Below are 21603 nucleotides of genomic sequence, written 5' to 3'. Positions count from 1 at the left end.
GAGTTTACTCATTTCGGTAAATTCAATTTACCACGTGGGAGGATGAAATGCTAGACAGAGCTAGCCAGATCAGCGTCAATCCGGCCGACGAGACAATCAGCCATGGCGGCCTTGCCGTGCGCTTCCTGCTTACCGGCGACCAGTCGAACGGCAGCATCGCCGCCTTCGAACTGACGGTCGCCGGCTCGCAGCGCCTGCCCGCCCCGGCGCACAGCCACGATCACTATGAAGAGACGATGTACGGGATCGAAGGCGTGCTGATGCTGACCGTCGACGGACACCGGCACGATATCGGGCCGGGCCAGGCGCTGTGCATTCCGCGCGGCGCGGTCCATCGCTTCGACAACGACATCGCCGCGACAGCCAAGGTGCTGTGCGTGGTGACACCGGCGGCGATCGGCCCGGAATATTTTCGCGAGGCCTTCGCCATCTTCAGCACTGGCGGCCCGCCAGACCGCACCAGGCTGATGGACCTGATGCGCCGGTTCGGCCTGACGCCGGCGCCCCCGCCGCCGCCGCAGTCTTGATCTTAACTCGCTGCGTTAAATCGCAAAATGTCACGGCCGTCCTTGTCGGCGATGATCAGCTTGCCGCCATCGACACGGTATGACGCCGCCTTGGCGAGCGCCTCGAACAGCGCCTTTTCCTCGGCCATCACCTCCGGCGCGCAGGCTTTGTAGGTCGAGCCGATGTCGCTGATGACGATGGTCTCGCCATCGACCTTGGCGGTGGCGAAATAGGCGTTGCACGGGCCGCTGCCGCCGGCCTTGCCGGCTTCGCTGACCCGGAACGTCGCCTGCGGCTCCGAAATCACGCCGATACCGTCGATATACTCGACCAGCCAGCTCTGGCCGAACAGCGAGGCCGAGGTCGGCTTGTCGCTCGGCGCCACCATTTTCAGCACAATGGCCTGCGGCGCGTCGCTGAGCGGATCGACCTGATAGCGCGAGTCCGTAACGAACAGCAGCTTGTCGTCGGCGGTGATGCGCGCCTGTAGCGCATAGGTCATGTTGGGCCGGATCACCGTTGGATCGAAGCTGATCTCGAACTTGATCGGCACCTGGCCGGCCGGCGCTACCTTGCGCTCGCCGACAATGGCGGCCGGCGCATCGGCCAGCGATACATCGGCAAGTTGAATCGACAGCACGGCGTTGGGCGGCAGCGCGATGCGCTCGCGATACATCACCTCGCCCTTCAGGGTTTTCTCGGCGGCGACGGAAGGCTCGGGAACGGCCAGAACGCCGATAACCAGCGGCACAAAACCGAAGACGAAGAATTCGGCGATCCTGTCCAGCATGCCCTTGCTCCCTTTTTGCCGATGCGATTTGGCCAAGGGAATGCGGTCAATACATGGCTGCGCCGAGATTTATTCGGGCCGCGCCTTCCAGCGCGCCGCAGCCTGGTCGTCGGCGTCCTTGGCCTCGACCCAGCCGCCATCGGTGCCGTCCACGCGGTGCTCCTTCTTCCAGAAGGGTGCACGCGATTTCAGGAAATCCATCAGGAAATTGGCCGCTTCGAACGCCGCCTGCCGGTGCGAGGACGCCGCCACCACCAGCACGATGTTTTCGCCCGGTGCGATCTTGCCGTGGCGATGGATGACGGTCAGCCCTTGCAGCGGCCAGCGCTGAAGTGCCTCGCGGGCGATGCGGGTGATTTCGGCCTCGGCCATGCCGGGATAGTGCTCGAGTTCCAGGGCCGACAGCTGGCCCTGCTCGTCGCGGCAAAGTCCTGAGAAGGACACCACGGCGCCGATGTCGGCGCGACCCTCGGTCAGTTTCGCGATCTCGGCGGCAACGTCGAAATCGTCGCGCTGGATGCGCACCGTCGGCGCGCCGGACATGGTGTCAGCCCCCGGTCATCGGCGGAAACAGCGCGATCTCGCGCGCGCCGGCTATCTTCTCGCGATGCTCGACATGTTCCTGGTTGATGGCGACGCGGATCACATCAGGATATTGCAGCGCGTGCTCATATTCCTCGCCACGCGATTTCAGCCAGCGCAGGAGGTCGGCCACCGTCTCGATACCGGCGGGCAGTTCGACATCCTCTTCCGGCTTGCCGATCCGTTCGCGCACCCAGGCGAAATAAATGAGCCGGGTGATCATCTCACTCGTCCATGATGTGCTTGAGGCCGGCGCGGAAATAGTCGTAGCCGGTGTAGAGCGTGACGAGGGCTGCGATCCACAGCAGCACCAGTCCGGTCTGCGTGGTCAGCGGGAAGATCTTGTCGCCGGCAGGCCCAGCCAGCAGGAAGGCGATGGCGACCATCTGGATGGCGGTCTTCCATTTGGCGAGCTGCGTCACCGGCACCGAGACTTTCAATGCCGCCAAATATTCGCGCAGCCCCGAAACCAGGATTTCGCGGCACAGGATGATGATTGCCGCCCACAACGACCAGCCTGCGATGCCGGCATGGCGGTCGGTGTCGGCGGCGAGCAGCAGCAGGCAGGTGGCGACCAGCAGTTTATCGGCGATCGGGTCCAGCATCTTGCCGATGTTTGACGTCTGCTGCCAGGCGCGCGCCAGATAGCCGTCGAGATAGTCGGTGATCGAAGCCAGCAGGAAGATGATCAACGCCGACCAGCGGGCGAAGTCGCTCGATTTCAGATGCCCCTCGAGAAAAAAGCACAGCACCACCAGCGGCACCGCGACGATGCGGGCATAGGTAAGCATGTTGGGCAGGTTGAACGCGCGCTTGGCCATATCTCAGGGACTCTCTCTGCCTGCGTACTCAAATCAGAACCGGATGTAGGGGGTCAACAGGCGAGATTCGATTGGCCAGACGAAAATAGCGCGCGATTGCCGGGATTCGAGTGGCCTGCGAGAAAAGAACGGCTGCTGCCATTTGATCGGGACAGCGGCGTCACCGGCGCTCAGCTCTCATGGAAATGATTGTAGACGAGCTTGGCGACCTGCTCTGAAATACCGTCGACCTTGACCAGATCCTCGACTGCCGCGCGGCTGACCGCCTTGGCAGTGCCGAAGGCCAGCAGCAGCGCGCGCTTGCGACCGGGACCGATGCCGGCGATCTCGTCGAGCGGGCTCTTGACCAATTCCTTCTTGCGCCGCGCGCGGTGCGAACCGATGGCGAAGCGATGCACCTCGTCGCGCAGCCGCTGGACGAAATAGAGCACGGGATCGCGGACGGGCAGCGAAAACGAGTCCCTGCCACTGACGAAGAAACGCTCGCGGCCGGCATCGCGGTCCTGGCCCTTGGCGATGCCGATGGCCGCCACGCGATCCTCGATGCCGAGGTCGGCGAGGATCTTGCGCACCGCGCTCATCTGGCCCTGGCCGCCATCGATCAGGATGACGTCGGGCCAGGCCGGGAAGCTGCCGGAGATGTCTTCTTCGATGTCGTCGCCTGCTCCACCGGCTGCCGCGTCGTCGGGAACGACATCGCCATGTTCCTTCAGCAGCCGCGAAAAGCGCCGTTCCATCACCTCGCGCATCATGCCGAAATCGTCACCGGGCGTGATCTCGGTCGAGCGGATGTTGAATTTGCGGTACTGGTTCTTCACAAACCCTTCCGGCCCCGCGACGACCATGGCGCCAACGGCGTTGGTGCCCATAATGTGCGAATTGTCGTAGACCTCGATGCGCACCGGCGGCTTCGGCAGGCCGAAGGTCTCGGCAAAGCCGGCGAGCAGCCGGCCTTGCGTGGAGGTTTCGGCCAGGCGGCGGCCGAGCGCCTCGCGGGCATTCTGCAGCGCGTTGTCGGTCAAATCCTTCTTCTCGCCGCGCTGCGGCACCGAGATCGACACTTTACGGCCGGCGCGGGTGGACAGCGCTTCGGCCAACAGTTCCTGATCCTGGACGCCTCGCGACAGAAGGATGTTCCGTGGCGTCGGCTTGTCGTCATAGAACTGCGCCAGGAACGAGCCCAGCACTTCCGCCCCCTCCAGTGCCGGATCGGCCTTGGGGAAATAGGCGCGGTTGCCCCAGTTCTGGCCGGTGCGGAAGAAAAACACCTGGATACAGACCTGGCCGCCCTCCTGATGGATGGCAAAGACATCGGCCTCGTCGACCGTGGCCGGGTTGATGCCCTGATGGCTCTGCACATGGGACAGTGCAGCCAACCGGTCGCGATAAATGGCGGCGCGCTCGAAATCGAGCTCCTGCGAGGCCTGCTGCATGGCGGCAGAGATTTCGGTCTTCACCTTCTGGCTGCGGCCCGACAGAAAATCCTTCGCCTCGCTGACCAGCTCGGCATAGTCGCTATGCGAGATCTCCCCGGTACATGGACCGGCACAGCGCTTGATCTGGTAGAGCAGGCACGGCCGGGTGCGGTTTTCGTAAAAGGAGTTGGTGCAGCTCCTGAGCAGGAAGGCGCGCTGCAGCGAATTGATGGTGCGCCCGACCGCGCCGGCCGACGCAAAAGGTCCGAAATAGTCGCCCTTGCGCGAGCGCGCACCGCGATGCTTGTAGATGCCGGGCGAGACGTGATCGCCGGTCAACAGGATGTAAGGGAACGACTTGTCGTCCCGCATCAGAACATTGAAACGCGGCCGCAAGCGCTTGATGAGATTGGCCTCGAGCAGCAGCGCTTCGATTTCGGTGCGGGTGACGACGAACTCCATCGTCGATGTCTCGCGCACCATGCGGCCGATGCGGGCGGTGTGGAACCGGCCTTGCGCGTAGTTGGTCACCCGCTTCTTCAGGCTGCGCGCCTTGCCGACATAAAGCACGTCGCCGGCAGCGTTCATCATGCGGTAGACGCCGGGCGCATTGGGCAGCCGCTTGACCAATGTCTGGATGACCTCGGCGCCGACCATGCCGTCGGCGTCGCCGGCATGCGGCGCCCAGTCTATCGCTGTGAAGGCGACATCGGGCCCGGTGGCCTCGGGCTCGACGATCTCCTCGACCGCTTCATCCTCAAGCTCGATGTCGGGCGGCATATCGTCGGCGGCGCCGGCGCGCGTTTTGTGTTTCTGGTCTGCGGGACTCATTCCACCATGCCTGTCACATCCGGCGTCTGCCATGCAAGATGCTGGCCGCCGTCGAGCGCGATCATCTGGCCGGTCACCGAGCGCGCCTCCCAGAGATAGCGGATGGTGGCGCCGAATTCGGCCAATTGCGGGCCGCGCTTCAGAATCAGGCCATCGACCTGCTTTTGGAAATCATCATCGTCCTGGCGCGCATTCTTCAGCGCCGGACCGGGACCGATGGCGTTGACGCGGATGCGCGGACCGAGCGCCTGTGCCAGCATTTCGGTCTGCGTCCACAGGGCCGACTTCGAGAGCGCATAGGAGAAATAGCGCGGCGTCGGCCGCCAGACGCGCTGGTCGATGATGTTGACGATCAGCCCCTCCTGCCCTTGCGGCAAGGCGCGGGCGAAGTTTTGCGCCAACAGCGCCGGCGTCTTCACATGGATGGCGAAGTGAAGGTCCCATGCCGCCCAGTCGAAGTCCTCGACGCTATCGTCGACGAACAGCGACGCATTGTTGACAAGAAGCGTGACCGGGCCGAGCGCTGCCGCGGCGCGGCCGACGAGATCGCCAACCGCATCCATGTCGGTCAGATCGGCGGCTACCACGCCGGCGCGGCCGCCTCCGTCCCTGATGCTCGCAGCCAGCGCGTCGGCCTCGGCGGTCGAGCGGTTGGCGTGGATGGCGACGGCAAAACCGTGCGCGGCCAGATCCTCGACGATCGCCTTGCCGATCCGCTTCGCCCCGCCCGTCACCAGCGCCGTTCCGGCGGCTTCGATCATCTGTCAATCCTCAATCTGCGCCTCAATTCGGCTAGCGGCACATTGTGACGCGTCCAGGGGTTAAATGCCGTTTCCACTGGGGCAGGAATGTGGCGAAACGGCTTTTTCGCCGCCGGCACCGCCCCGGATTCGGGTCGGCAGGACCGCAATATAGGACGCTGAACCCGTTGCACCAAGCCGAGTGCAGTGCAGCATCGCCTGCGTACTGACATTTCGCTGTTGCGAAGATGCAACGTCAAGCTTCGGCCTCATTCGTGCCGGGGAATGACCCATTTTCAGGTTCGCTGCCGCCGCATTTTGACACGACATTCGGAACCGTTGAGTGCCAGATCCGTTTCACCCCCCGGACGGGTTGATGGCGCTCAGGACAAACAAGCCTACGTGTCTTGTGGCTTAAGGAGTAACAACAATGCAAACCAATCTCAAATTCGCGCCGCTCGCGGTTGCGCTCGGGCTCTTCGCCCTCAGCGGTACCGCTTTTGCTGCCGATGTCGTCTCGGAAGAGCCCCCGGCGCCGGCCCCGATCGCCGAGCTCCCCGTCGCTTCCTGGGCCGGCCCGTATGCCGGTGTCAGCGCCGGCTACGGCTTCAGCGGTCATGCCAAAGTCCATGACGGCGGCCCGGACATCAAGACCAAGGGCTTTGTCGGCGGCGTTTTCGGCGGCTACCAGTGGCAGCAGGAAAACTTCGTGTACGGTGCTGAAGCCGATCTCGGCTACAATGGCGTCAAGGGTGACAGCGGCGGCGTCAATTCCAAGGGCGGCTTCGAAGGCTCGCTGCGCGCCCGTCTGGGTTACGCCGTGACCCCGGAAATCCTGCTCTACGGCACCGGCGGCGGCGCCCTGAAGAACCAGAAGGTCTCGGTCCCCGGCGACAGCGACAGCAACACCATGCTCGGCTGGACGGCCGGCGTCGGCACCGACATCAAGATCACCGACAATGTGTTCGGCCGTGTCGAGTACCGCTACACCGACTTCGGTTCCAAGAGCTTCGACAGTGTCGGCACCAAGGTCAAAGAGAGCGACAACCGCGTCACCTTCGGCGTCGGTATGAAGTTCTAACTGTCGTTCAAGCCACGACACAAGAAAGCCGGGCCTCGCGCCCGGCTTTTTTTGTTTCGCCCGTCAGGCCGGCACAGCCACCTTCAGCCCCGGAAACTTCTCATCGAAACGCGCTGCCCAGCGGGTCAGGCGGCCGCGGCCCTTTTCCCATTTGCCGGCGAAGCGCAGAGAGAGGTAGCCGAGGCATGCACGCAACGCCAGCTGGCCAAGCGTGATCTTCTTCGGCAGCTTCGGCGGATTGGCGTTGAGGAAATCGAGTGCGGCGGTGATCTTGGTCCACTGGCGATCGAGCCAGGGTTGATAGACCATCTCCTCCGGACGCGTGCGCCGCTCATAGACCATCGACAGCGCGCAGTCGCATATGCCGTCGGCCAGCGCCTCCAGCACTTCGGCCTCGAGGCGCTTGTCGGCATTGCGCGGCAACAACAGGCTCTTCGAAGCGCGGTTGAGATGCTGAGTGATCGCGCGGCTGTCATGGATCGAGCGGCCGTCGTCGAGCACCAGCACCGGAATCTTGCCGAGAGGATTGGCTGACATCAGTTCAGCAGGCTTGTCCTCGGTCTTGACCGGAACGAGCTCGACGGCAATGCCGGCATGGAGTGCTGCCATGCGCACCTTGGAACTGTAGGGGGATGAGGACGCGTAGAGCAGCTTCGGCATGATCGGTTCCCTGTTTTCGGACGGCCAGTGCATGTCGCTCAAAAATGCGATTCCGGTCTTGAGAACGACGCGCGTAAAGCAAAGGTCTAGAGCGTGTCGCCTGAACCCCATCGAATGCGACCGCCTTAGTGTTGGCCGATCTTCCCTGAGGGAGCAACTGCCAGAAGGGCAAAACCAGGCGGCCAATCCGCCGACAATGAAATCGCCATGCATGTCTCACAGAAGTGGCGTCAATTTCGAGAGAACGACATGCATCAAAACAAGACCTAAATCACAACAAAAAAGCTCCCGGGAATCTGCCAGTCGGCAAAGTTCCCGGGAGCTTTGAGATGGACCGCTGTTACTTCTTCTTGGCGGCTGGCTTCTTGGCCGGTGCAGCCTTCTTCACAGCTGCCGTCGACTTGGCGGCGGCGGCCTTCATCGGAGCCTTGGCGGCGGGCTTTGCCGCTGCCTTGGCTGCCGGCTTCTTGGCGGCGGGCTTGGCTGCTGCCTTCGCAGCAGGCTTCGCCACAGCCTTGGCGGCCGGCTTCTTGGCGGCGGGTTTCGCTGCTGCCTTGGCGGCGGGTTTTGCTACTGCCTTAGCTGCCGGCTTTGCCGCTGCCTTGGCGGCCGGCTTTGCCGATGCCTTCGGTGCTGCCTTCTTTACTGCTGCAGGTTTCGCGGCAGCTTTCGATGCCGCTTTCTTTGCCGGCGCTTTCGCCGCCGGCGCCTTCGTCGTGGTCTTTGCCATGCGATGCCCCTTGCGTTTGTGCCGATGGCCGTGAGTGACCCGGCGAGCTAATGCATATCTGACTCGTGCCTATCTAGCCAGCGAAGCATTACATAGAATTTCGCAGATTAAGTTTCGGTTACGCTGAGAGCATGATCGCAATGATCGGCACAGAAATCGGCAAAGAATCTTCCCGCTTCGCAGCGAACTGTTGCGGGAGAAATCTCTGATATCGAGACTCACACGATCTTCTCGTCAAGCTCACATTCTCTTTGCAACGCCGTCGATCTCACGCGGTCATCGGCGGCCTATCGGATGGCAACAATCATCGCACCGCAGAGGCTGATCTTGCTTCATCCCCACGGTTGCAGGAACAGCAATAAACTAAACACGAGCTTTTTGCTCGTATATCGAAAATGGTTGGATGAAAGCCAGGAAAGACAGCACTTGAAGGACAGCCTGTTGTGTGTCGGACGTCTCCCAGACGAGAAGGGGGATCGCCAGCTTCGGCGCAAGAGATGCCGAACGGAAATGGGAAACGAAAGATAGGGGTATCCTCCTCCCGGGAAGCCGCGATCCCTTGGAAGCCAACGGGTGCGGGCCCCTAAGCGCCAACCCGTTCGCGCACCTGCAGCCGGCGCGAAGGCTCGGCGTGGTGGAGGTGGACGGCAAACGTATCCCACGGCGGCGCAATGCCGATCTGCATCAGGATCCGCCCGATCTCGCCGCGGTGATAGCCGCCATGCGTGACGACATGTGTCAGCATTTCCTGGCTTGACATCATCGCCCTGTCGCCGTCGGTGAAGGTGAAAGCCACAGGCTCTGACATGAGCTTTGGCGAGACGGCTTCGATATAGTCGAGATACCAAAGATCCATCGCAGCGACATCAGCGCTCAATTCATCGAGTGCCGGTGTGTCCACGGTGTTGTCGGACGCATAGCCATGACGCGTGCCGGAAAGATGCGCGGCGAATATCTTCGATACGACGAGGTTGTGGTTGACGAGACGGGTCGCTGTGTGACGCTGATCGACATGCTCCTGCTGGTCGAGGCCCGCAAGCTTCTCCAGCAATTCACCATTCGCCCAGGCTTGATAAACGAAGAGGCTGCGGAGCAAATCCAGCGCGTCCATGGTCTGTATCCTTTGCAAGAAATATGAGTATGTTGTCTATATTCTTGGCTGCTGGAGCAGACATGTCTACTCGCATTGCAAAGCCGCGCTCACGCATGCGCAAGCAGCCGCGCCAGGCGCGTTCGAGAGCGACGGTCGAGGCGCTCATCGAAGCCGGTGCTCATGTTCTGAGCGCGCTCGGCTGGGCCGGCTTCACCACCAACAAGGTGGCCGATGCGGCCGGCGTCAGCATCGGCTCGCTCTATCAATATTTTCCCGACAAGCTGTCGCTGGTCGAAGCAATTCGCCGGCGACATTTCGATCAGGTGCTGTCGGTGATCGCCGAATCAGCAGAAGGCGACAAGCCGCTCAAGCGATTCGCGCAGGAGCTGGTGCGCGGCATGATCGATGCGCACAGCATCCATCCGACGCTGCATCAGGTGCTGCTCGACGAGGCGCCGGGCGATCGCGGCTCACGCGCCGCCCATGCCTCGTTCCAGTCGCGCTATCTGGATCACTACACGGCGGCGGTGGCGCAATATCGCAGGCGCAGAAAGGACAATGAGACCGTGGCCCGGGTGCTGTCCTCAGCGGTCGAGGGCGTCATCCACAATGCCGCGCGGCGAGACATGCTCGACGCCCCGGAACTGCAGAAGCAGTTGGTCGAGCTGATCTGCGCTTACGTATCTGGTGGGAAGGCGGTGTGAGGCAGCGGCAGCAGTTCGGAGATTGGCGAATCCGGAGCGACATCAGATCTCCCCCTTGCGGGGAGATGGCAGGTTCAACGGCGGTTCTTATCCGACCTTAGCGCAGGACGCGGCAGCGGCCGTTGTAGACCATCCAGCGGTCGAAGCCCGAGACGCAGAATTCGACATTGTCGCCGATCGAGGCAAAACCCTGGCCTTCCTCGATCAAGTACCAGATGGTGCGGGCGCGGCCATCGGAAAGGCTGACGGTGGCGCCGCAATAGCGGCGGCCGATCGGCCATTCTTCGCTGGCCGGGAGATAGCGATGCTGGTGGATGCGTTGAAAATCGGTGATCGAAATATCCGGCAGATGCGGCACGTGATGCACCTGGTAGGAGAAGCGGCTGGAGATCTTGCTTAGCACCCATGCCTCGCCGCAAACGCCGCTGTCCTCGTCGGAATAGACGGAAAGGTCGGCGGCCTGTGCTGGCTGGCCAAGGGGTGCGGCCAGCGGCGTGCAAAGCGAAATCAGGGCAGCAAGAGCGGATTTGGCAAAGCGAGTCATGGCAGCCTCTCAAAGGTCGACTGCGCCCACTTTGCGGATTCGGCGGCGCGCGGTCAAGCGGTCGCCCTGACGATGGTTTACCGCTCCGCAACCGGTTTTGCCGGTGCGAAGCTGCGAAACCACGTCCTGACCTTCGAAAAAGCTCGCCATGCCCATTAGGAAAAGCGGCCTGCCCATGGCCGGCGGGCCGCCGAAACCCGGTTCAGCCTTGCTTGGCGTCGCCCTGCGGTATGGCGGCCGGGTCCATCCACATCGCTTCCCAGACGTGGCCGTCAGGATCGGCCAGGCTGCGATTGTACATGAAGCCATAATCCTGCTGGGCGTTGATGTCGGCGGCGCCGCCATTTTTCGCCGCCGCCTCGTTCATCGCATCGACCGCCGCGCGGCTGTCGCAGGACACGGCAAGCATGACCTCGCTCGAGGTGGCCGGCGGGATGGGGCGATCGGTGAACTGACGCCATTTGGCGTGGGTGAGCAGCATGACGTTGATCGTTTCGCTCAGCACCATGCAGGCTGCGGTGTCGTCGGTGAAGTGCGGGTTGTTGTCGAAGCCGAGGGCTTTGTAGAATGCCATCGACGCAGCGAGATCGGCGACGGGCAGGTTGACGAAGATCATGCGGGGCATAGGGTCTCCTTGACAGTACACACTTGAAACCGGACCGGCGTTTCGCCGGACCATCCTCCGATGCCTTCTCTCAACGCACCGGTTTTGGTTTGCCGCGCACCCTCTCGGTCTGCGCCTTCTGCATCGCTTCGACCTCTTGATAAGCCGAGCAAAAACTGCATCTCGGCCGCCGAATATTCTCCAGCAATGCGGCGCCCGCCTCGAGGATCGGATGGTAGCAGCGCCGGACGAGTTCCTCGGTCTTCTTGCCCGCCGCGACCATGACCTTGCGCCTGTCATCGGGATCCGGCTGACGGCTGACGAAGCCGCGCTTTTCCAGCCGGTCGATCAACGTCGTGACCGCCGCCGGCGTGAGATTTGTCTCCCTCGCTACGAGGTTTGCCGGCCCCGCCGGCCGTGATTGATCGCACCGAGACAGCGGCGCTCGGCAGCGCTCAGCACATAGATTTCGGCGACGGTCCCATCGAACGTTTCGACGGCATCCTGCCAGCGCGATATCGCGAAGCCTATCGCGTTGACCAGTTCCTCTTCTGTCGATCTTGGCATTCGATTCGAAATCTAATAATTAGATATCTATCTATCTGATTCTGGGATTAGCGTCAACGCCGAGCCGATTAGATGTGCATCTCCATGGTTTCGGTTCGTTGAACACAGCTGAGCATTCGCGGATGGCGCCACCGTCAAAACCTCTAGCGACTTTGTGTCTTTGCCGCGGGCGTCGCCCGCTGCGAAGCGTCGCTACTCCCCGGCCAGCCATTCCAGCGACCAGTGCGCCGGCTTTTCGACCGCCAGCAATCTGTGCAGGACCGGCAGCACGATGCGCAGTTCGCGCTCCAGCGTGAAGGGCGGGTTGACCACCACCATGCCGCTGCCGTCGAGGCTTGGTTCACGCGATGCCGGCCGGATCTCGAACTCGATGTCGAGCAACTTTGGGACGCCGGATTGCTTGAGCGCCTTGCGGAAGGCGATGATCGCTTTGCGATCCTTGATCGGATACCACAGCGCGTAGATGCCACCCGGCCAGCGCCTGTGCGCTTTCTGCATGCCGTCGACCAGGCGGTCGAATTCGCCGGCTTCCTCGAACGGCGGATCGATCAGCACCAGGCCGCGCTTTTCCTTTGGCGGCAGATGCGCGCCAAGCGCCAGCCAGCCGTCGAGTTCGATCACCCTTGTCTGGAAATCGCCGGCAAACAGCGTCTTCAGCCTGGCGGCATCTGCGCCGTGCAGTTCGATCGCCGACAACCGGTCCTGCTTTCGCATGAGGTGCCTGGCGATCAATGGCGAGCCCGGATATTTCTTCACCCCGCCATCGGGATTGAGCGAACGCACCGCTTCAAGATAGGGGGCAAGCAGCGCAGCCGCCGATTTTTCGATCGGGGCGTGGATGAGGCGGCCGATGCCGCCTTGCCATTCGCCGGTCTTTTGCGCTTCCGCCGACGAAAGATCGTAGCGGCCAATGCCGGCATGAGTGTCGACGACACGGAACGCCTTGTCCTTCTGCTTCAGATAGTCGAGCAGAAGGCTGAGCACGACATGCTTGACGACGTCGGCGAAATTGCCGGCGTGATAGGCGTGACGGTAGTTCATGCTGCGCTCATGTCGAGGAGCCTCTGCCCCAACGCGGCGGTGGCGGCTTCGAGTTCGGGTTCTCCGGCCGGCGACCGCCGAAAGCCAGAGTAAGCAGGAAGCCGATCAGGCCGACGGCCATCAGCCCATAGCCAACCGGCCGTGCGCGTTGATCGATCTCACCGGCGCCGGAGCGCAGTATCAGATCCACTGCGCGTATCGGGATATCGTCGGCGTCGCCCGGGCCGGCGGTGAAGAGATAGGCGCCGGGACTGACGGTTTCGATCACGCCGGCCTCGTCGCGAAAGATCTTGTCGGGCAGTTGCGGGCTGACCTGCCGCGGATTGTCGGCGTGGTTGAATTGCAGCGTCGAGGCAAGCACCGTGCGCCCGGCTGTGGCGGCAGTCAGCGTCAGCACGGTGCGCTGCTGCGAGACAATGCGCTCGGCCTTTGCCGTCAGGTCGACCAGCACTCTGACCGGCGCGTCGCCAGCTTTCAGCGTCACCGTCACAGGCCTAAACCGGCCCTGGTCGTAGACGCGCCAGGCGCCGATCTCGTGGCCGGAGAAATTGCTCATGGCCCAGGGATAGACGAAGCCAATGGCGGCGCCGGCAAGCAGTATCAGGACAAACAGAAAGCGCATTGAGGAGATCCGGGTGTTCGACAGATTGCCAATAACGCCCTGAAGGCCAAAAAGCGATGGCTGACGCAGCGGAGCCACCTTTGTGGAGTCCGTTGGCGGCACGCAAGCCATGTGGCACTTATGGCGAATGAAGCCTTCCGCAGAAGCATCGACTCGTCTTTTCCAACCGATGCCGGTGGCTCATGCCCAATAGCACCGTGCTGATCACCGGTGCCCGCGCGCCGGTGGCGCTGCACCTGGCGCGGCTGCTGCATGGCGCCGGTCGCCGGGTGATCCTGGCCGACAGCCCGGCCCGGCCGATCGCCGCAGCGAGCACGGCCTGCGCCGCCTACCATCGCCTGCCGCCGCCGCGCTTTGCCGCCGACGCCTATGCCAAGGCGGTGGAAGCGCTTGTCCGCGCGGAAGGCATCGAACTCGTTATCCCGACCTGCGAGGAAGTCTTTTATCTCGGTCGTCTCTGGCAGCACCGCGCCATGCCGGCCCGCCTCTTCGCACCCGAGATGGCGATGCTCGCCCGCGTTCACGACAAGCATGCCTTCATCCGGCTGGCGCAGAGCCTTGGGCTCGACGTGCCGGAAACGATGCTGCTGCAAAGCGAGGCCGATCTCGACGGCGTTCGTGGCCAATCGCGCGAATTGGTGTTCAAACCTGTGTGGTCACGTTTTGCCCGTGACGTACTGCTGCGGCCATCGCCGGACGAACTCGACGCCGTCCGCCCCTCGCCCGCCGCTCCTTGGGTGGCGCAGCGCTACATCGCAGGTGAAGAGATCAGCGCCTATGCGGTGGCGGTCGAGGGTGAACTCAAAGCGCTGGCGCTCTACAGTTCGCTCTATCGCGCCGGCATGGGCGCCGGCATCTGTTTCGAGCCAGTCGGGGATGCGGCTGCCCGGCGCTTCGTCGAAACCTTCGTCGCCGGCGCCGGCTGGACCGGCCAGATCTCCTTCGACCTGATGCGCGAGAATAACGGCACGGTGCTGCCACTGGAGTGCAATCCGCGCGCCGTGAGCGGCCTGCACTTCTTTCGCGATCCGCGGCGCTTCGCCGACGCGGTCCTGGAGGATGGCGCCGAGGTGAAGCCCGACGTGACGGCGCCGCAGACGGTGAGGCTTGCGATGTGGATCTACGGGATGCCGGCGGCACTGCGCTCCGGTGGTCTCGGCAGCTTTCGCCAGGCGATGCACGATGCCGATGAGCTGCTCGACTGGCCGGGCGACCCCGCGCCGAAGCGGGCGCAGTGGCGCACGCTGGCCGAGATCGCCGGCACAGCACTGCGCCAGCGCATCAGCCTTCAGGCTGCGTCGACGCGCGATATCGAGTGGAATGGGCCGGAGCAGGACTAGTCGAGTTGAAGCGGAACTTCCCGTTTCAGCTGAGTGCGTAAGTCCTGCTAAGGTTGCCTAAACGGGATTAACTGGCTTTGCGGACAATTGCAGGCCAAGCGCCTTGGTTACGCCCAGCAATGTACTGAGGCGCGGATCGCCCTTTTCGCTCAGCGCCTTGTAGAGTGCCTCTCGGGTCACGCCGGCGTCCTTCGCTATGCTTGTCATGCCGCGGGCGCGCGCGACAATGCCGAGGGCGTGCGCAATATAAGTCGCGTCCCCGGTCTCGAACGCATCAGCGAGCAGTTCGGCTTGAGACTCAGCATCATCAAGATATTCGGCGGCGTCGAATGGTGTGGTTCTGAGGGTCATATCAAACTTCCTTTGCCATTTTCCTGGCTTTTCCGATGTCCCTGTCCTGCGAGCCTTTGTCACCGCCGCAGAGCAGGATAATGACCGTGTTGCCGCGCCGGACGAAGTGGTATCCCGGACCGTAATCTACGCGCAATTCTCCTATGCCATCGAAGAACTTGGCGTCTCCCAACAGCCCAGCCTGAACGCGGACAATCCGTTGGGTGATCTTCTTTACGGCGCGAATGTCCGTGAGCCCTCTGAGCCATTTTCGGAATTCGTCAGTGGATCGAACTTCGATCATCCGTGAACTATAATTTACAGCAGAACTGGAATCAAGTGCCGTGAACTTTAGATTACAACTCGATTTGGTGCACCCGCGGCTCTGCCGCCGCCGGTGGCATCTTGCCGTCGATGATCGCCGCTATGTCGCGGCGCAGGAAATCCAGCGGGCCGATCGCCGGCTGAACCTGCGGCGATATACGGGCGTTGTCGCTGGCCGATTTCAGCACACGGCGATCCTGCTGCAGGGCAAAGGCAAAGAGCGGCCGGAAAGCAAGCGCCTTGAGTTCGCCGAACAGGCCCTGTCGCGGGCCGATCAGCCAGCCGACGCCTTCGACGGTCCGTTCGTCCGCCTGACGCAAATGGAAAGTGGTCGCCAGCGCCAAGCCGCCCTTGCCCCAATATTCGAGTTCGACGATGCCGGGATGGCGGTAGCGGCCGATGGTCTTGGCGCGCTCGCCTTCCAGCAGCCGGCTGACCAGCCCCTGTTGGCGGTCCTCGCCGGTGTAGCAGCTTTCGACCCAGCCCTTGCCGCCGGTCACCTCGACGCGCACGAGATGGCGCTTTGCGGTCAGGCCGCGCAGGACACCCTTGTGGGTGAAGTGGGTGTGAGTGGCGTCGAGAATGTTCTCGGCGGCGTCGAGCACCGTCGATCGCGCCGAGCTTCGCACCCGCTTCACGACGACATCCTTGCCTTGCATGCAATGGAGATAGGGCTCGCCCTCAGGCGTGCCTGCCGAGACGAAGACGACGCCGTCGCGCTCGATCGCGCTGTAGCGGCGGATACGGTAATGCGGGACGTCGCCGACATGGCCGGGAATGGCGGTGCAGCGCCCTTCCCCATTGTAGCGCCAGCCATGATAGGGACATTCGATCTCGCCACCGACGACCTTGCCGGTCGAGAGTTCGACCAGGCGGTGAGCGCAGCGGTCGAAGAGGGCGGCAATGCCTTTCGCCGAGCGGAACAGCACCAGTGGCGCGCCGTCGAACAGGATGCGCTTCGGCTTGGCTTTGATGTCGGCAGACCGCATCACCGCCTGCCAATAGTCTTTGTCTTTCTGCTGCCGGGTGTCGCTCAAAGTTCAAATCTCCTGAGCAGGGGAATGCCGATCTTCGCGAGCACAAATTCCATGATCCGCACCGCCATGCGTTGGCGGCGCGGCAGATGGGCAGCATAGACGGCGTTGTATTCCACCGTCGCCACGGCGCCGCGCAAGCGTTTGAAGGCGGCGGCACCGGCGCTCATGTTGAAGAACAGGCTGTGCGCCATCGCATGATCCTGCGCCAGCGCCATCATCATGCGGTAAAGGCCTTCGCTCACCGGGAGGCCGGTGTCGTAGCCGACGATGGGCTGCGTCAGTGTCCTGCCGTTCTGAGACAAAGCGGCGACGGCGACCAGTTCACCGCCGGGACGACGCAGGCCTGCCAGTTGCAGGATGCCGCGACGGTGCGTCTCGCCGATATAGCGGGCCGTGTAGTGCGGGTTGAGCGGCGTGTATTTGTCGAGATAGAGCATCCGGTAGAGCGCTTCGGCGCGCGCATAGTCGGCCTCGGTGAAGTCGCCATTGCCGACCTGCTCGAAAGGCGTCGTGGGCAGCCGCTTGCGGTCGCGCTTCATGTCGTTGGTCATGGCCGAACCGTCGCCTGCGAAGATGTAGATCTGCCGCGCCGCCAGCATTCGAAAACCCTCCGCCTTCAGCGCTGCGATTGTCGAGGGATCGGCGATCTCGTTCAGGGAGCGGATGAAAACAGCGCGATCTGGAAAACGCGCGGTGAGATCGTCGCGCATCGCCGCGACCGCGTTGCGATCGAGCAGCGGCACCGGATTGGTCGAATAGAGCCAGTTGTTGACCTGAACCTGATGGTCAAGGCCGCTCATCCTGACCAGCGGCGCGCACAGGCCGATCAGCATCCGCATCGTTTTTTGCAGCAAGGGCGAGGAGACGAAATTGCGGGTCTCGTCGATGGCATAGTCGATATAGGCGCTGGACGGGCAGCAGATATAGCAGTTCGGCGCTTCGCTTCTGTCGTTCAGCGTCAGCGGAAAGGAGCGGCCGGCGATCTCGAAGGTTTCGACAGCCACTGTCAGATTGCGCACGAGGTCGCGCACCGGCACCTCGTTGAAAAGCTGAACGAAGGCTTCGACCTCACGCGGGCTGTTTTCTACCCGGTTCGTCTGATCGAGTGGCAACATAGCGAGCCGGTTCATGATGCCGCTCCCAGGTGGCATTCGACCCGACGCAGTTTGCGGCCGGTCTCCAACGGCAGGTCCCTGCGAACAAGGCTGACCGAAGCTGTCGCCTGGCGCGCCGCCAGCAAATTGCGCACGGCCTGATGGGCAGCGGTGGCGGCTTCGTCGGCAAGCCCGGGGGCCAGGCTGAGTTCGATTGCATCTTCAGCGGTCTGGACCAGGCGGAAATCGTCGATGCGCCGGTCGGCCTTGAGCACCGCATTGCGTAGTATGTCGGGCGTGACGAGGAGCTGCCCGTGCGGCGAGGCGAGCCGGAAAGCGTCGTCCATGCGGCCGACGATCTCGTCCAGCGTGCGCAGCGGCGAGCCGCAGCGGCATGGCTTTTCCGACAGCCGCAGCAGATCGTTCATCCGGTAGCGCGCCATGATCTGGGTCCGGCGGCGAAAGGCGGTGATCAGCGGCATGACCAGGCCGTCGCCGGCCGGTTCGAACTCGAAGAACACCGAATCCTCGGCCAGATGCAGCCCGCCCTGGCGGCAGGTGACGGCGAACAGCCCTTCGGTCGCCATGTAGATCTGGTCGACCTGACCACCAAAGAATGCCTCGATGACCGGCCGGTCAACCGGGTCGAGCGTTTCGGCGGCGCTGAAGACACGCTGCGGCTTGAGCCGAAAGCCCTCGGCCGCGAAGTGCCGCAGTATCTTCGGTGGCGCGATGATCACCGTCGGCGCGAAATCTTCGAGAGCGCCGCGCCAGCTCTCCGGACCGCGCGTCAGATCGAAGAAGCGCAGGTCGATACGCCGCGATTTGCGCGCGCTATCGTAGAGCCCGGTGTTTTGCGGCAGGACCACCGCAACGCGCTGCCGGAGCCAGAGCAGATCGGGCACGGCCTTGGCCAGGATGGTGCCCAGCCAGCGGTATTTTTCCGCCTCGGAAATGACGAACAGGCCACGATTGCCCGACGTGCCGGTGCTGGAGCCGACAGTCAGCTCGCCAATGCGGCTATCGCCGGCCTGCGCCTTCCAGGCCTCGGCGGCCGAGACGCCATGAATGTTGAAGCGCTCGAAATTGCCCATCACCGTCGCCTTGTCGGTCACCGGCAGGTCGCCGAGAAGACGCGGCGCCTTGCCGTAGAACGGCGCGCGCGGCAGGTCGCGGTCGAGAAAGCGGCGCAAGGCTTGCGCCTGCCAGCGCTCGAAACTCTCGCGGCTTTTGCGCGAAACCCATTGCGTCAGCGCAAACGAGCGGATCGCTTCGGCCGGCCCGTTCACGCGCTCTCTCCGGCCACATCGTAGGCCGTCACCGCCGGATCATGACAAAGAACAACCTCGCCGCCGGTCGCCAGAAACCGACGCAACATTACGCTGGTCGGCTCGATCGCGGCGGCATCCTCGGCCAGCAGGGTTGCAGGCAGACCGGGAGTTCGGTTTTCCACCAATGCTCTGATCAGCCATTGCGCATCGACGGCGTAGAGCAGCGGCCGCTCCAGATTGGGGAACAAAAGGCCGAACTGGCCATCGGCATGGCCGGGCAGATCGACTGCGACGACGCTGCCGTCGCCGAACAGATCGGCGCCGCCTGGCACGCCGCCGCGAGGTTCGATCCGCCGCTTCGACGACAGCCCGTCGAGTCGGGCCTCGAAGTCAGACGGGAACAGTTCCTTGAAGACGCCATGGCGCAGATTCTGCAGGGAAGTCTTGGCCTTCGCCCGCGCCCAGGCGGTGTCATTGGCGATAAGCCGAGCGTTGGGAAACAGCGACAGGCCCGACATGTGGTCGGCATGGAAATGCGTGACAATGACGGTGCGGACGTCCTGCGGCGAGAGGCCGAAGCGCGCCAGTACCGCGAGCGGCTGCTCGGCTTCGTTGAGCTGGGGCCGGAGGATCGCAATGTAAAGACGCAGCGCCGTGCTGCGCTCGCTGCCTTGTGTCACATGCGGCGTGCAGCCGGTATCGATCAGTACGGGGCCGGCCTGTGGATGCATGATCAGGCCGTAGCGGACACGTAGCCTGACCTTCGCCCAGCTGCCGCCGCGCAGGATCAGGCGCTCGGCTGCGCTGACAGAGGCGCTGTTGGCGAAGACGATCTTCACGCTGCCCTCCTGCTTTCCATCGCCTTGCCGAATGTGCGATCGAGCCCTTCCTCGAACGACACTTTCGGCGCCCAGCCGAGGATGCGGCCTGCCTTGGAAAGATCGAGGCTCTGCGCATAGGCGAACAGGCCAAGACCGTAGCGCGTCACCGGCGGTTCCGGGCGGCCGGGCAATATATTCGCTACCGCCTCCGCTATCCCGGCCGTCAGCATGGCGGGCCAGAGCGGCATTCTGCGCCAGCGCGGCTGCACGCCGGCGCGGGCGCAGGCCGCCTCGGCAATGCGGCGGACCGGCACCACTTCGCCGCCGGAGATGTTGAATATCTGTCCCTCGGCAGCGCTCCCGGCGGACAGCGCGGCAAGCACCGCATCGACGACATCCTCTATATAAGTGAGATCGATGCGCGCCTTGCCGTCGCGAAACAGCGGCAGCGGGCGCTGCCGTGCCACCTGCAGCAGACGCGGCAGCAGCGTGCGATCGCCGGGACCGTAGAGGCCGCGCGGCCGCAGCACCACCGGGCTGATCTCAGGCGCCGCCAGCACGATCTCCTCGGCCTGCCGCTTGGTGCGGGCATAGTGATTGACCGGAGGGGGCAAGGCCGCATTCTCGGGAACTCCGAGCTGGTCGCGATAGGCGAAACAGACCGTCGGGCTGGAGATATGGACGAAGCGGCGCACGCCTTGCCCGCGCGCGAAATCGCTGAGGTTGCGGGTAGCTGTGACATTTGCCGTCTGGAAATCCGCCAACCTGCCGAAGGGCGCGGAAAGTGCCGCGCAGTGGATGATCGCATCGACGCCGTCGAGAGCGCGCGCGGCAGCTGCATCGAATGGTTGAGACAAATCGAGCCGAACGACCCGATGACCAGCGGCTTCGAGCGCCGCGCAGCGTTTGGCGTCCCTGCCAAGACCCAGCGCCGGTGTGCCCAGTGCAGCCAGCCGCGCCATGACATGCGCGCCGAGGAAGCCGCTGGCGCCGGTGACGAGGACGCGTCCCACGGTCATGCTTCCAGCGCCATGCCGCCGAACGACACGCCGGCCGAGGTGCCGAGGAACAGCACTTTGGCGCCGGGCACAATGCGTTGTTCGCGGCGCGCGACGTCGAGCGCAAAGGGGATGGAAGCGGCGATCTGATTGCCGTAGCGCGCCGCGATGTCGACCAGCTTTTCCCTGGCGAAGCCGGTCTGGCGCGCCATGTGGGCGAGCGCCAAAGGGCTCGCCTGATGCGGCACGACGAGGTCGACATCGTCGTGCCGCCAGCCGGCGCGATCGAGCAACTCCGCTACAAAGCCGTTGAAATGGCGTGACGTGACGCGAAACAGTTCCTTACCCTCCATGTGGAACAGGCTGTGGCGGGCGAATTCCTCAGGCTCACGATGAAAGTCGAACCGGGTGCCACCGGAGCCGATGCTGCAGGCCTCATAGGCGGAAGGGTAGGTGCGCATCAGGTTGGCCGCGACTCGACCCTCGGCAGGGGCTGCCTGTTGCAGCACGGCGGCCGCCGCGCCATCGCCGAAGAGGGCCGCAATTTCCGGCTGGCCCTGCCACGGCAGCGCGCGCGAGGCGATTTCAGACGAGAACACCAGCGCCGTCCGGCATTGCCCGGCCTCGATCAGGCGCGACGCGGTCTCGAAGGCTGTGAGGAAGCCGGGGCAGGTGCTGTTGACGTCGAAAGCGGCCGCCGACCCATCGGCAAGGCCGAGGCGCTGCATGACCAGCGGCGCCGTCGACGGCAACGGCTGGTAAGGCACGCCGCAACCGCCGATGACCAGATCGACACTGCCTGCCTCAAGTTCGGCATCGGCAAGCGCCAGACGGGCTGCGGCACAAGCAAGGTCGACCTGCGATTCGGCCTCGCAGACATAGCGTTCGATGATGCCGGTCGCGGCCTCGAAATGTCCATCGCCAAACCCCAGCCGCGCATCGAGGGCGCGCGACGTCACGCATCGAGCCGGCACGGCCCGCCCCGTTCCGATGATCCTGATCCGCATTCTCAGCCCGCCGCTTGAGTTGCGCTTTTCGCAATCCTTAGATCGGATG

The 21603-nt window shown here is 63.5% G+C and carries 27 protein-coding genes; 4 read left to right on the top strand and 23 right to left on the bottom strand.

Annotated features, from left to right (window positions below; all coding sequences use genetic code 11):
- The first annotated feature begins 47 nt into the window (after nt 1-47).
- The gene (locus tag ACYG97_RS03080; RefSeq protein WP_023733884.1) at nt 48-527 is read left to right on the top strand and encodes a cupin domain-containing protein; all 480 of its coding nucleotides are present in this window, start codon (nt 48-50) and stop codon (nt 525-527) included.
- 2 nt (nt 528-529) lie between these two features.
- Here the strand turns inward: ACYG97_RS03080 and ACYG97_RS03075 are convergent, their stop codons facing one another.
- From ACYG97_RS03075 to ACYG97_RS03050, 6 genes are all read right to left on the bottom strand, one after another.
- Nucleotides 530-1297, bottom strand: a complete 768-nt coding sequence (locus ACYG97_RS03075) for a YbaY family lipoprotein (protein WP_023733883.1) — start codon at nt 1295-1297, stop codon at nt 530-532.
- 69 nt (nt 1298-1366) lie between these two features.
- Entirely contained in the window at nt 1367-1840 is a 474-nt protein-coding gene (locus ACYG97_RS03070; RefSeq protein ID WP_023733882.1) for a molybdenum cofactor biosynthesis protein MoaE, read from the bottom strand.
- 4 nt (nt 1841-1844) lie between these two features.
- Nucleotides 1845-2102 (bottom strand): molybdopterin converting factor subunit 1, encoded by a 258-nt coding sequence (gene moaD, locus ACYG97_RS03065; protein ID WP_023673448.1) that lies wholly within the window; start codon nt 2100-2102, stop codon nt 1845-1847.
- 1 nt (nt 2103) lies between these two features.
- On the bottom strand, nt 2104-2700 hold the full coding sequence (gene pgsA / locus ACYG97_RS03060; protein WP_023673449.1) for a CDP-diacylglycerol--glycerol-3-phosphate 3-phosphatidyltransferase: 597 nt from the start codon (nt 2698-2700) through the stop codon (nt 2104-2106).
- A gap of 170 nt (nt 2701-2870) precedes the next feature.
- Nucleotides 2871-4946, bottom strand: a complete 2076-nt coding sequence (uvrC, locus tag ACYG97_RS03055) for an excinuclease ABC subunit UvrC (RefSeq protein WP_023733881.1) — start codon at nt 4944-4946, stop codon at nt 2871-2873.
- Entirely contained in the window at nt 4943-5707 is a 765-nt protein-coding gene (locus ACYG97_RS03050) for an SDR family oxidoreductase (RefSeq protein WP_023684725.1), read from the bottom strand. Before ACYG97_RS03050 ends, uvrC begins: the two co-directional genes overlap by 4 nt.
- Before the next feature lie 409 nt (nt 5708-6116).
- Here ACYG97_RS03050 and ACYG97_RS03045 point away from each other — a divergent pair, with 409 nt between their 5' ends.
- A complete protein-coding gene (locus ACYG97_RS03045; protein ID WP_023733880.1) occupies nt 6117-6767 on the top strand; it encodes an outer membrane protein in 651 nt (216 codons plus the stop codon).
- Between the two features lie 63 nt (nt 6768-6830).
- Here the strand turns inward: ACYG97_RS03045 and ACYG97_RS03040 are convergent, their stop codons facing one another.
- From ACYG97_RS03040 to ACYG97_RS03030, 3 genes are all read right to left on the bottom strand, one after another.
- Nucleotides 6831-7427 (bottom strand): glutathione S-transferase family protein, encoded by a 597-nt coding sequence (locus ACYG97_RS03040; protein ID WP_023689091.1) that lies wholly within the window; start codon nt 7425-7427, stop codon nt 6831-6833.
- Nucleotides 7428-7767: 340 nt separating this feature from the next.
- On the bottom strand, nt 7768-8157 hold the full coding sequence (locus ACYG97_RS03035; protein ID WP_031262225.1) for a hypothetical protein: 390 nt from the start codon (nt 8155-8157) through the stop codon (nt 7768-7770).
- Nucleotides 8158-8740: 583 nt separating this feature from the next.
- Complete coding sequence (locus tag ACYG97_RS03030; RefSeq protein WP_023733878.1) at nt 8741-9268, bottom strand: DinB family protein; 528 nt, start codon at nt 9266-9268, stop codon at nt 8741-8743.
- Between the two features lie 62 nt (nt 9269-9330).
- On the opposite strand from ACYG97_RS03030, the gene ACYG97_RS03025 reads away from it, so the two are divergent.
- Nucleotides 9331-9954 carry a TetR family transcriptional regulator gene (locus tag ACYG97_RS03025; protein ID WP_031198064.1) on the top strand — a complete coding sequence of 208 codons (624 nt, stop codon included), beginning with the start codon at nt 9331-9333 and terminating at the stop codon, nt 9952-9954.
- A gap of 97 nt (nt 9955-10051) precedes the next feature.
- Here ACYG97_RS03025 and ACYG97_RS03020 read toward each other — a convergent pair whose 3' ends face one another.
- The 6 genes from ACYG97_RS03020 to ACYG97_RS02995 all read right to left on the bottom strand — a co-directional run bounded on the left by ACYG97_RS03020 (nt 10052) and on the right by ACYG97_RS02995 (nt 13332).
- The gene (locus tag ACYG97_RS03020) at nt 10052-10498 is read right to left on the bottom strand and encodes a hypothetical protein (protein WP_023733877.1); all 447 of its coding nucleotides are present in this window, start codon (nt 10496-10498) and stop codon (nt 10052-10054) included.
- Nucleotides 10499-10700: 202 nt separating this feature from the next.
- On the bottom strand, nt 10701-11123 hold the full coding sequence (locus ACYG97_RS03015; protein ID WP_023684718.1) for a VOC family protein: 423 nt from the start codon (nt 11121-11123) through the stop codon (nt 10701-10703).
- Between the two features lie 70 nt (nt 11124-11193).
- A complete protein-coding gene (locus ACYG97_RS03010; protein ID WP_084023740.1) occupies nt 11194-11541 on the bottom strand; it encodes a MarR family transcriptional regulator in 348 nt (115 codons plus the stop codon).
- A complete protein-coding gene (locus ACYG97_RS03005) occupies nt 11493-11669 on the bottom strand; it encodes a hypothetical protein (RefSeq protein WP_023733874.1) in 177 nt (58 codons plus the stop codon). Before ACYG97_RS03005 ends, ACYG97_RS03010 begins: the two co-directional genes overlap by 49 nt.
- A gap of 192 nt (nt 11670-11861) precedes the next feature.
- Nucleotides 11862-12710, bottom strand: coding sequence for a 23S rRNA (adenine(2030)-N(6))-methyltransferase RlmJ (locus ACYG97_RS03000; RefSeq protein WP_023684716.1), 849 nt, complete (start codon nt 12708-12710; stop codon nt 11862-11864).
- Nucleotides 12711-12717: 7 nt separating this feature from the next.
- Nucleotides 12718-13332 carry a hypothetical protein gene (locus ACYG97_RS02995; protein WP_023733873.1) on the bottom strand — a complete coding sequence of 205 codons (615 nt, stop codon included), beginning with the start codon at nt 13330-13332 and terminating at the stop codon, nt 12718-12720.
- Nucleotides 13333-13514: 182 nt separating this feature from the next.
- Here ACYG97_RS02995 and ACYG97_RS02990 point away from each other — a divergent pair, with 182 nt between their 5' ends.
- Nucleotides 13515-14672, top strand: a complete 1158-nt coding sequence (locus ACYG97_RS02990) for an ATP-grasp domain-containing protein (RefSeq protein ID WP_031244168.1) — start codon at nt 13515-13517, stop codon at nt 14670-14672.
- 57 nt (nt 14673-14729) lie between these two features.
- Here ACYG97_RS02990 and ACYG97_RS02985 read toward each other — a convergent pair whose 3' ends face one another.
- Genes ACYG97_RS02985 through ACYG97_RS02950 form a run of 8 tightly spaced genes read right to left on the bottom strand, consistent with a single transcriptional unit; the run spans nt 14730 to nt 21506 of the window.
- Complete coding sequence (locus ACYG97_RS02985) at nt 14730-15023, bottom strand: addiction module antidote protein (protein ID WP_023672747.1); 294 nt, start codon at nt 15021-15023, stop codon at nt 14730-14732.
- A gap of 1 nt (nt 15024) precedes the next feature.
- Nucleotides 15025-15306, bottom strand: a complete 282-nt coding sequence (locus ACYG97_RS02980) for a type II toxin-antitoxin system RelE/ParE family toxin (RefSeq protein WP_023733871.1) — start codon at nt 15304-15306, stop codon at nt 15025-15027.
- A 52-nt stretch (nt 15307-15358) separates the two neighbouring features.
- Nucleotides 15359-16363 (bottom strand): Rieske (2Fe-2S) protein, encoded by a 1005-nt coding sequence (locus ACYG97_RS02975; RefSeq protein ID WP_023672745.1) that lies wholly within the window; start codon nt 16361-16363, stop codon nt 15359-15361.
- Nucleotides 16360-17493: a GNAT family N-acetyltransferase gene (locus ACYG97_RS02970; RefSeq protein ID WP_023711925.1), complete on the bottom strand. Its 1134-nt coding sequence runs from the start codon at nt 17491-17493 to the stop codon at nt 16360-16362. The genes ACYG97_RS02975 and ACYG97_RS02970 overlap by 4 nt, the downstream gene beginning before the upstream one ends.
- Nucleotides 17490-18746, bottom strand: coding sequence for a F390 synthetase-related protein (locus tag ACYG97_RS02965; RefSeq protein WP_023733870.1), 1257 nt, complete (start codon nt 18744-18746; stop codon nt 17490-17492). The genes ACYG97_RS02970 and ACYG97_RS02965 overlap by 4 nt, the downstream gene beginning before the upstream one ends.
- Nucleotides 18743-19567 carry an MBL fold metallo-hydrolase gene (locus ACYG97_RS02960; protein WP_023733869.1) on the bottom strand — a complete coding sequence of 275 codons (825 nt, stop codon included), beginning with the start codon at nt 19565-19567 and terminating at the stop codon, nt 18743-18745. The genes ACYG97_RS02965 and ACYG97_RS02960 overlap by 4 nt, the downstream gene beginning before the upstream one ends.
- Nucleotides 19564-20568 (bottom strand): NAD-dependent epimerase/dehydratase family protein, encoded by a 1005-nt coding sequence (locus ACYG97_RS02955; RefSeq protein WP_031197144.1) that lies wholly within the window; start codon nt 20566-20568, stop codon nt 19564-19566. Before ACYG97_RS02955 ends, ACYG97_RS02960 begins: the two co-directional genes overlap by 4 nt.
- A complete protein-coding gene (locus tag ACYG97_RS02950) occupies nt 20565-21506 on the bottom strand; it encodes a 3-oxoacyl-[acyl-carrier-protein] synthase III C-terminal domain-containing protein (RefSeq protein ID WP_245260820.1) in 942 nt (313 codons plus the stop codon). Before ACYG97_RS02950 ends, ACYG97_RS02955 begins: the two co-directional genes overlap by 4 nt.
- Between the last annotated feature and the right edge of the window lie 97 nt (nt 21507-21603).

This window comes from Mesorhizobium sp. W067 (assembly GCF_054719525.1).
Note: the sequence above shows the minus strand (reverse complement) of the source record. Positions and strands in the feature narration are given on the sequence as shown.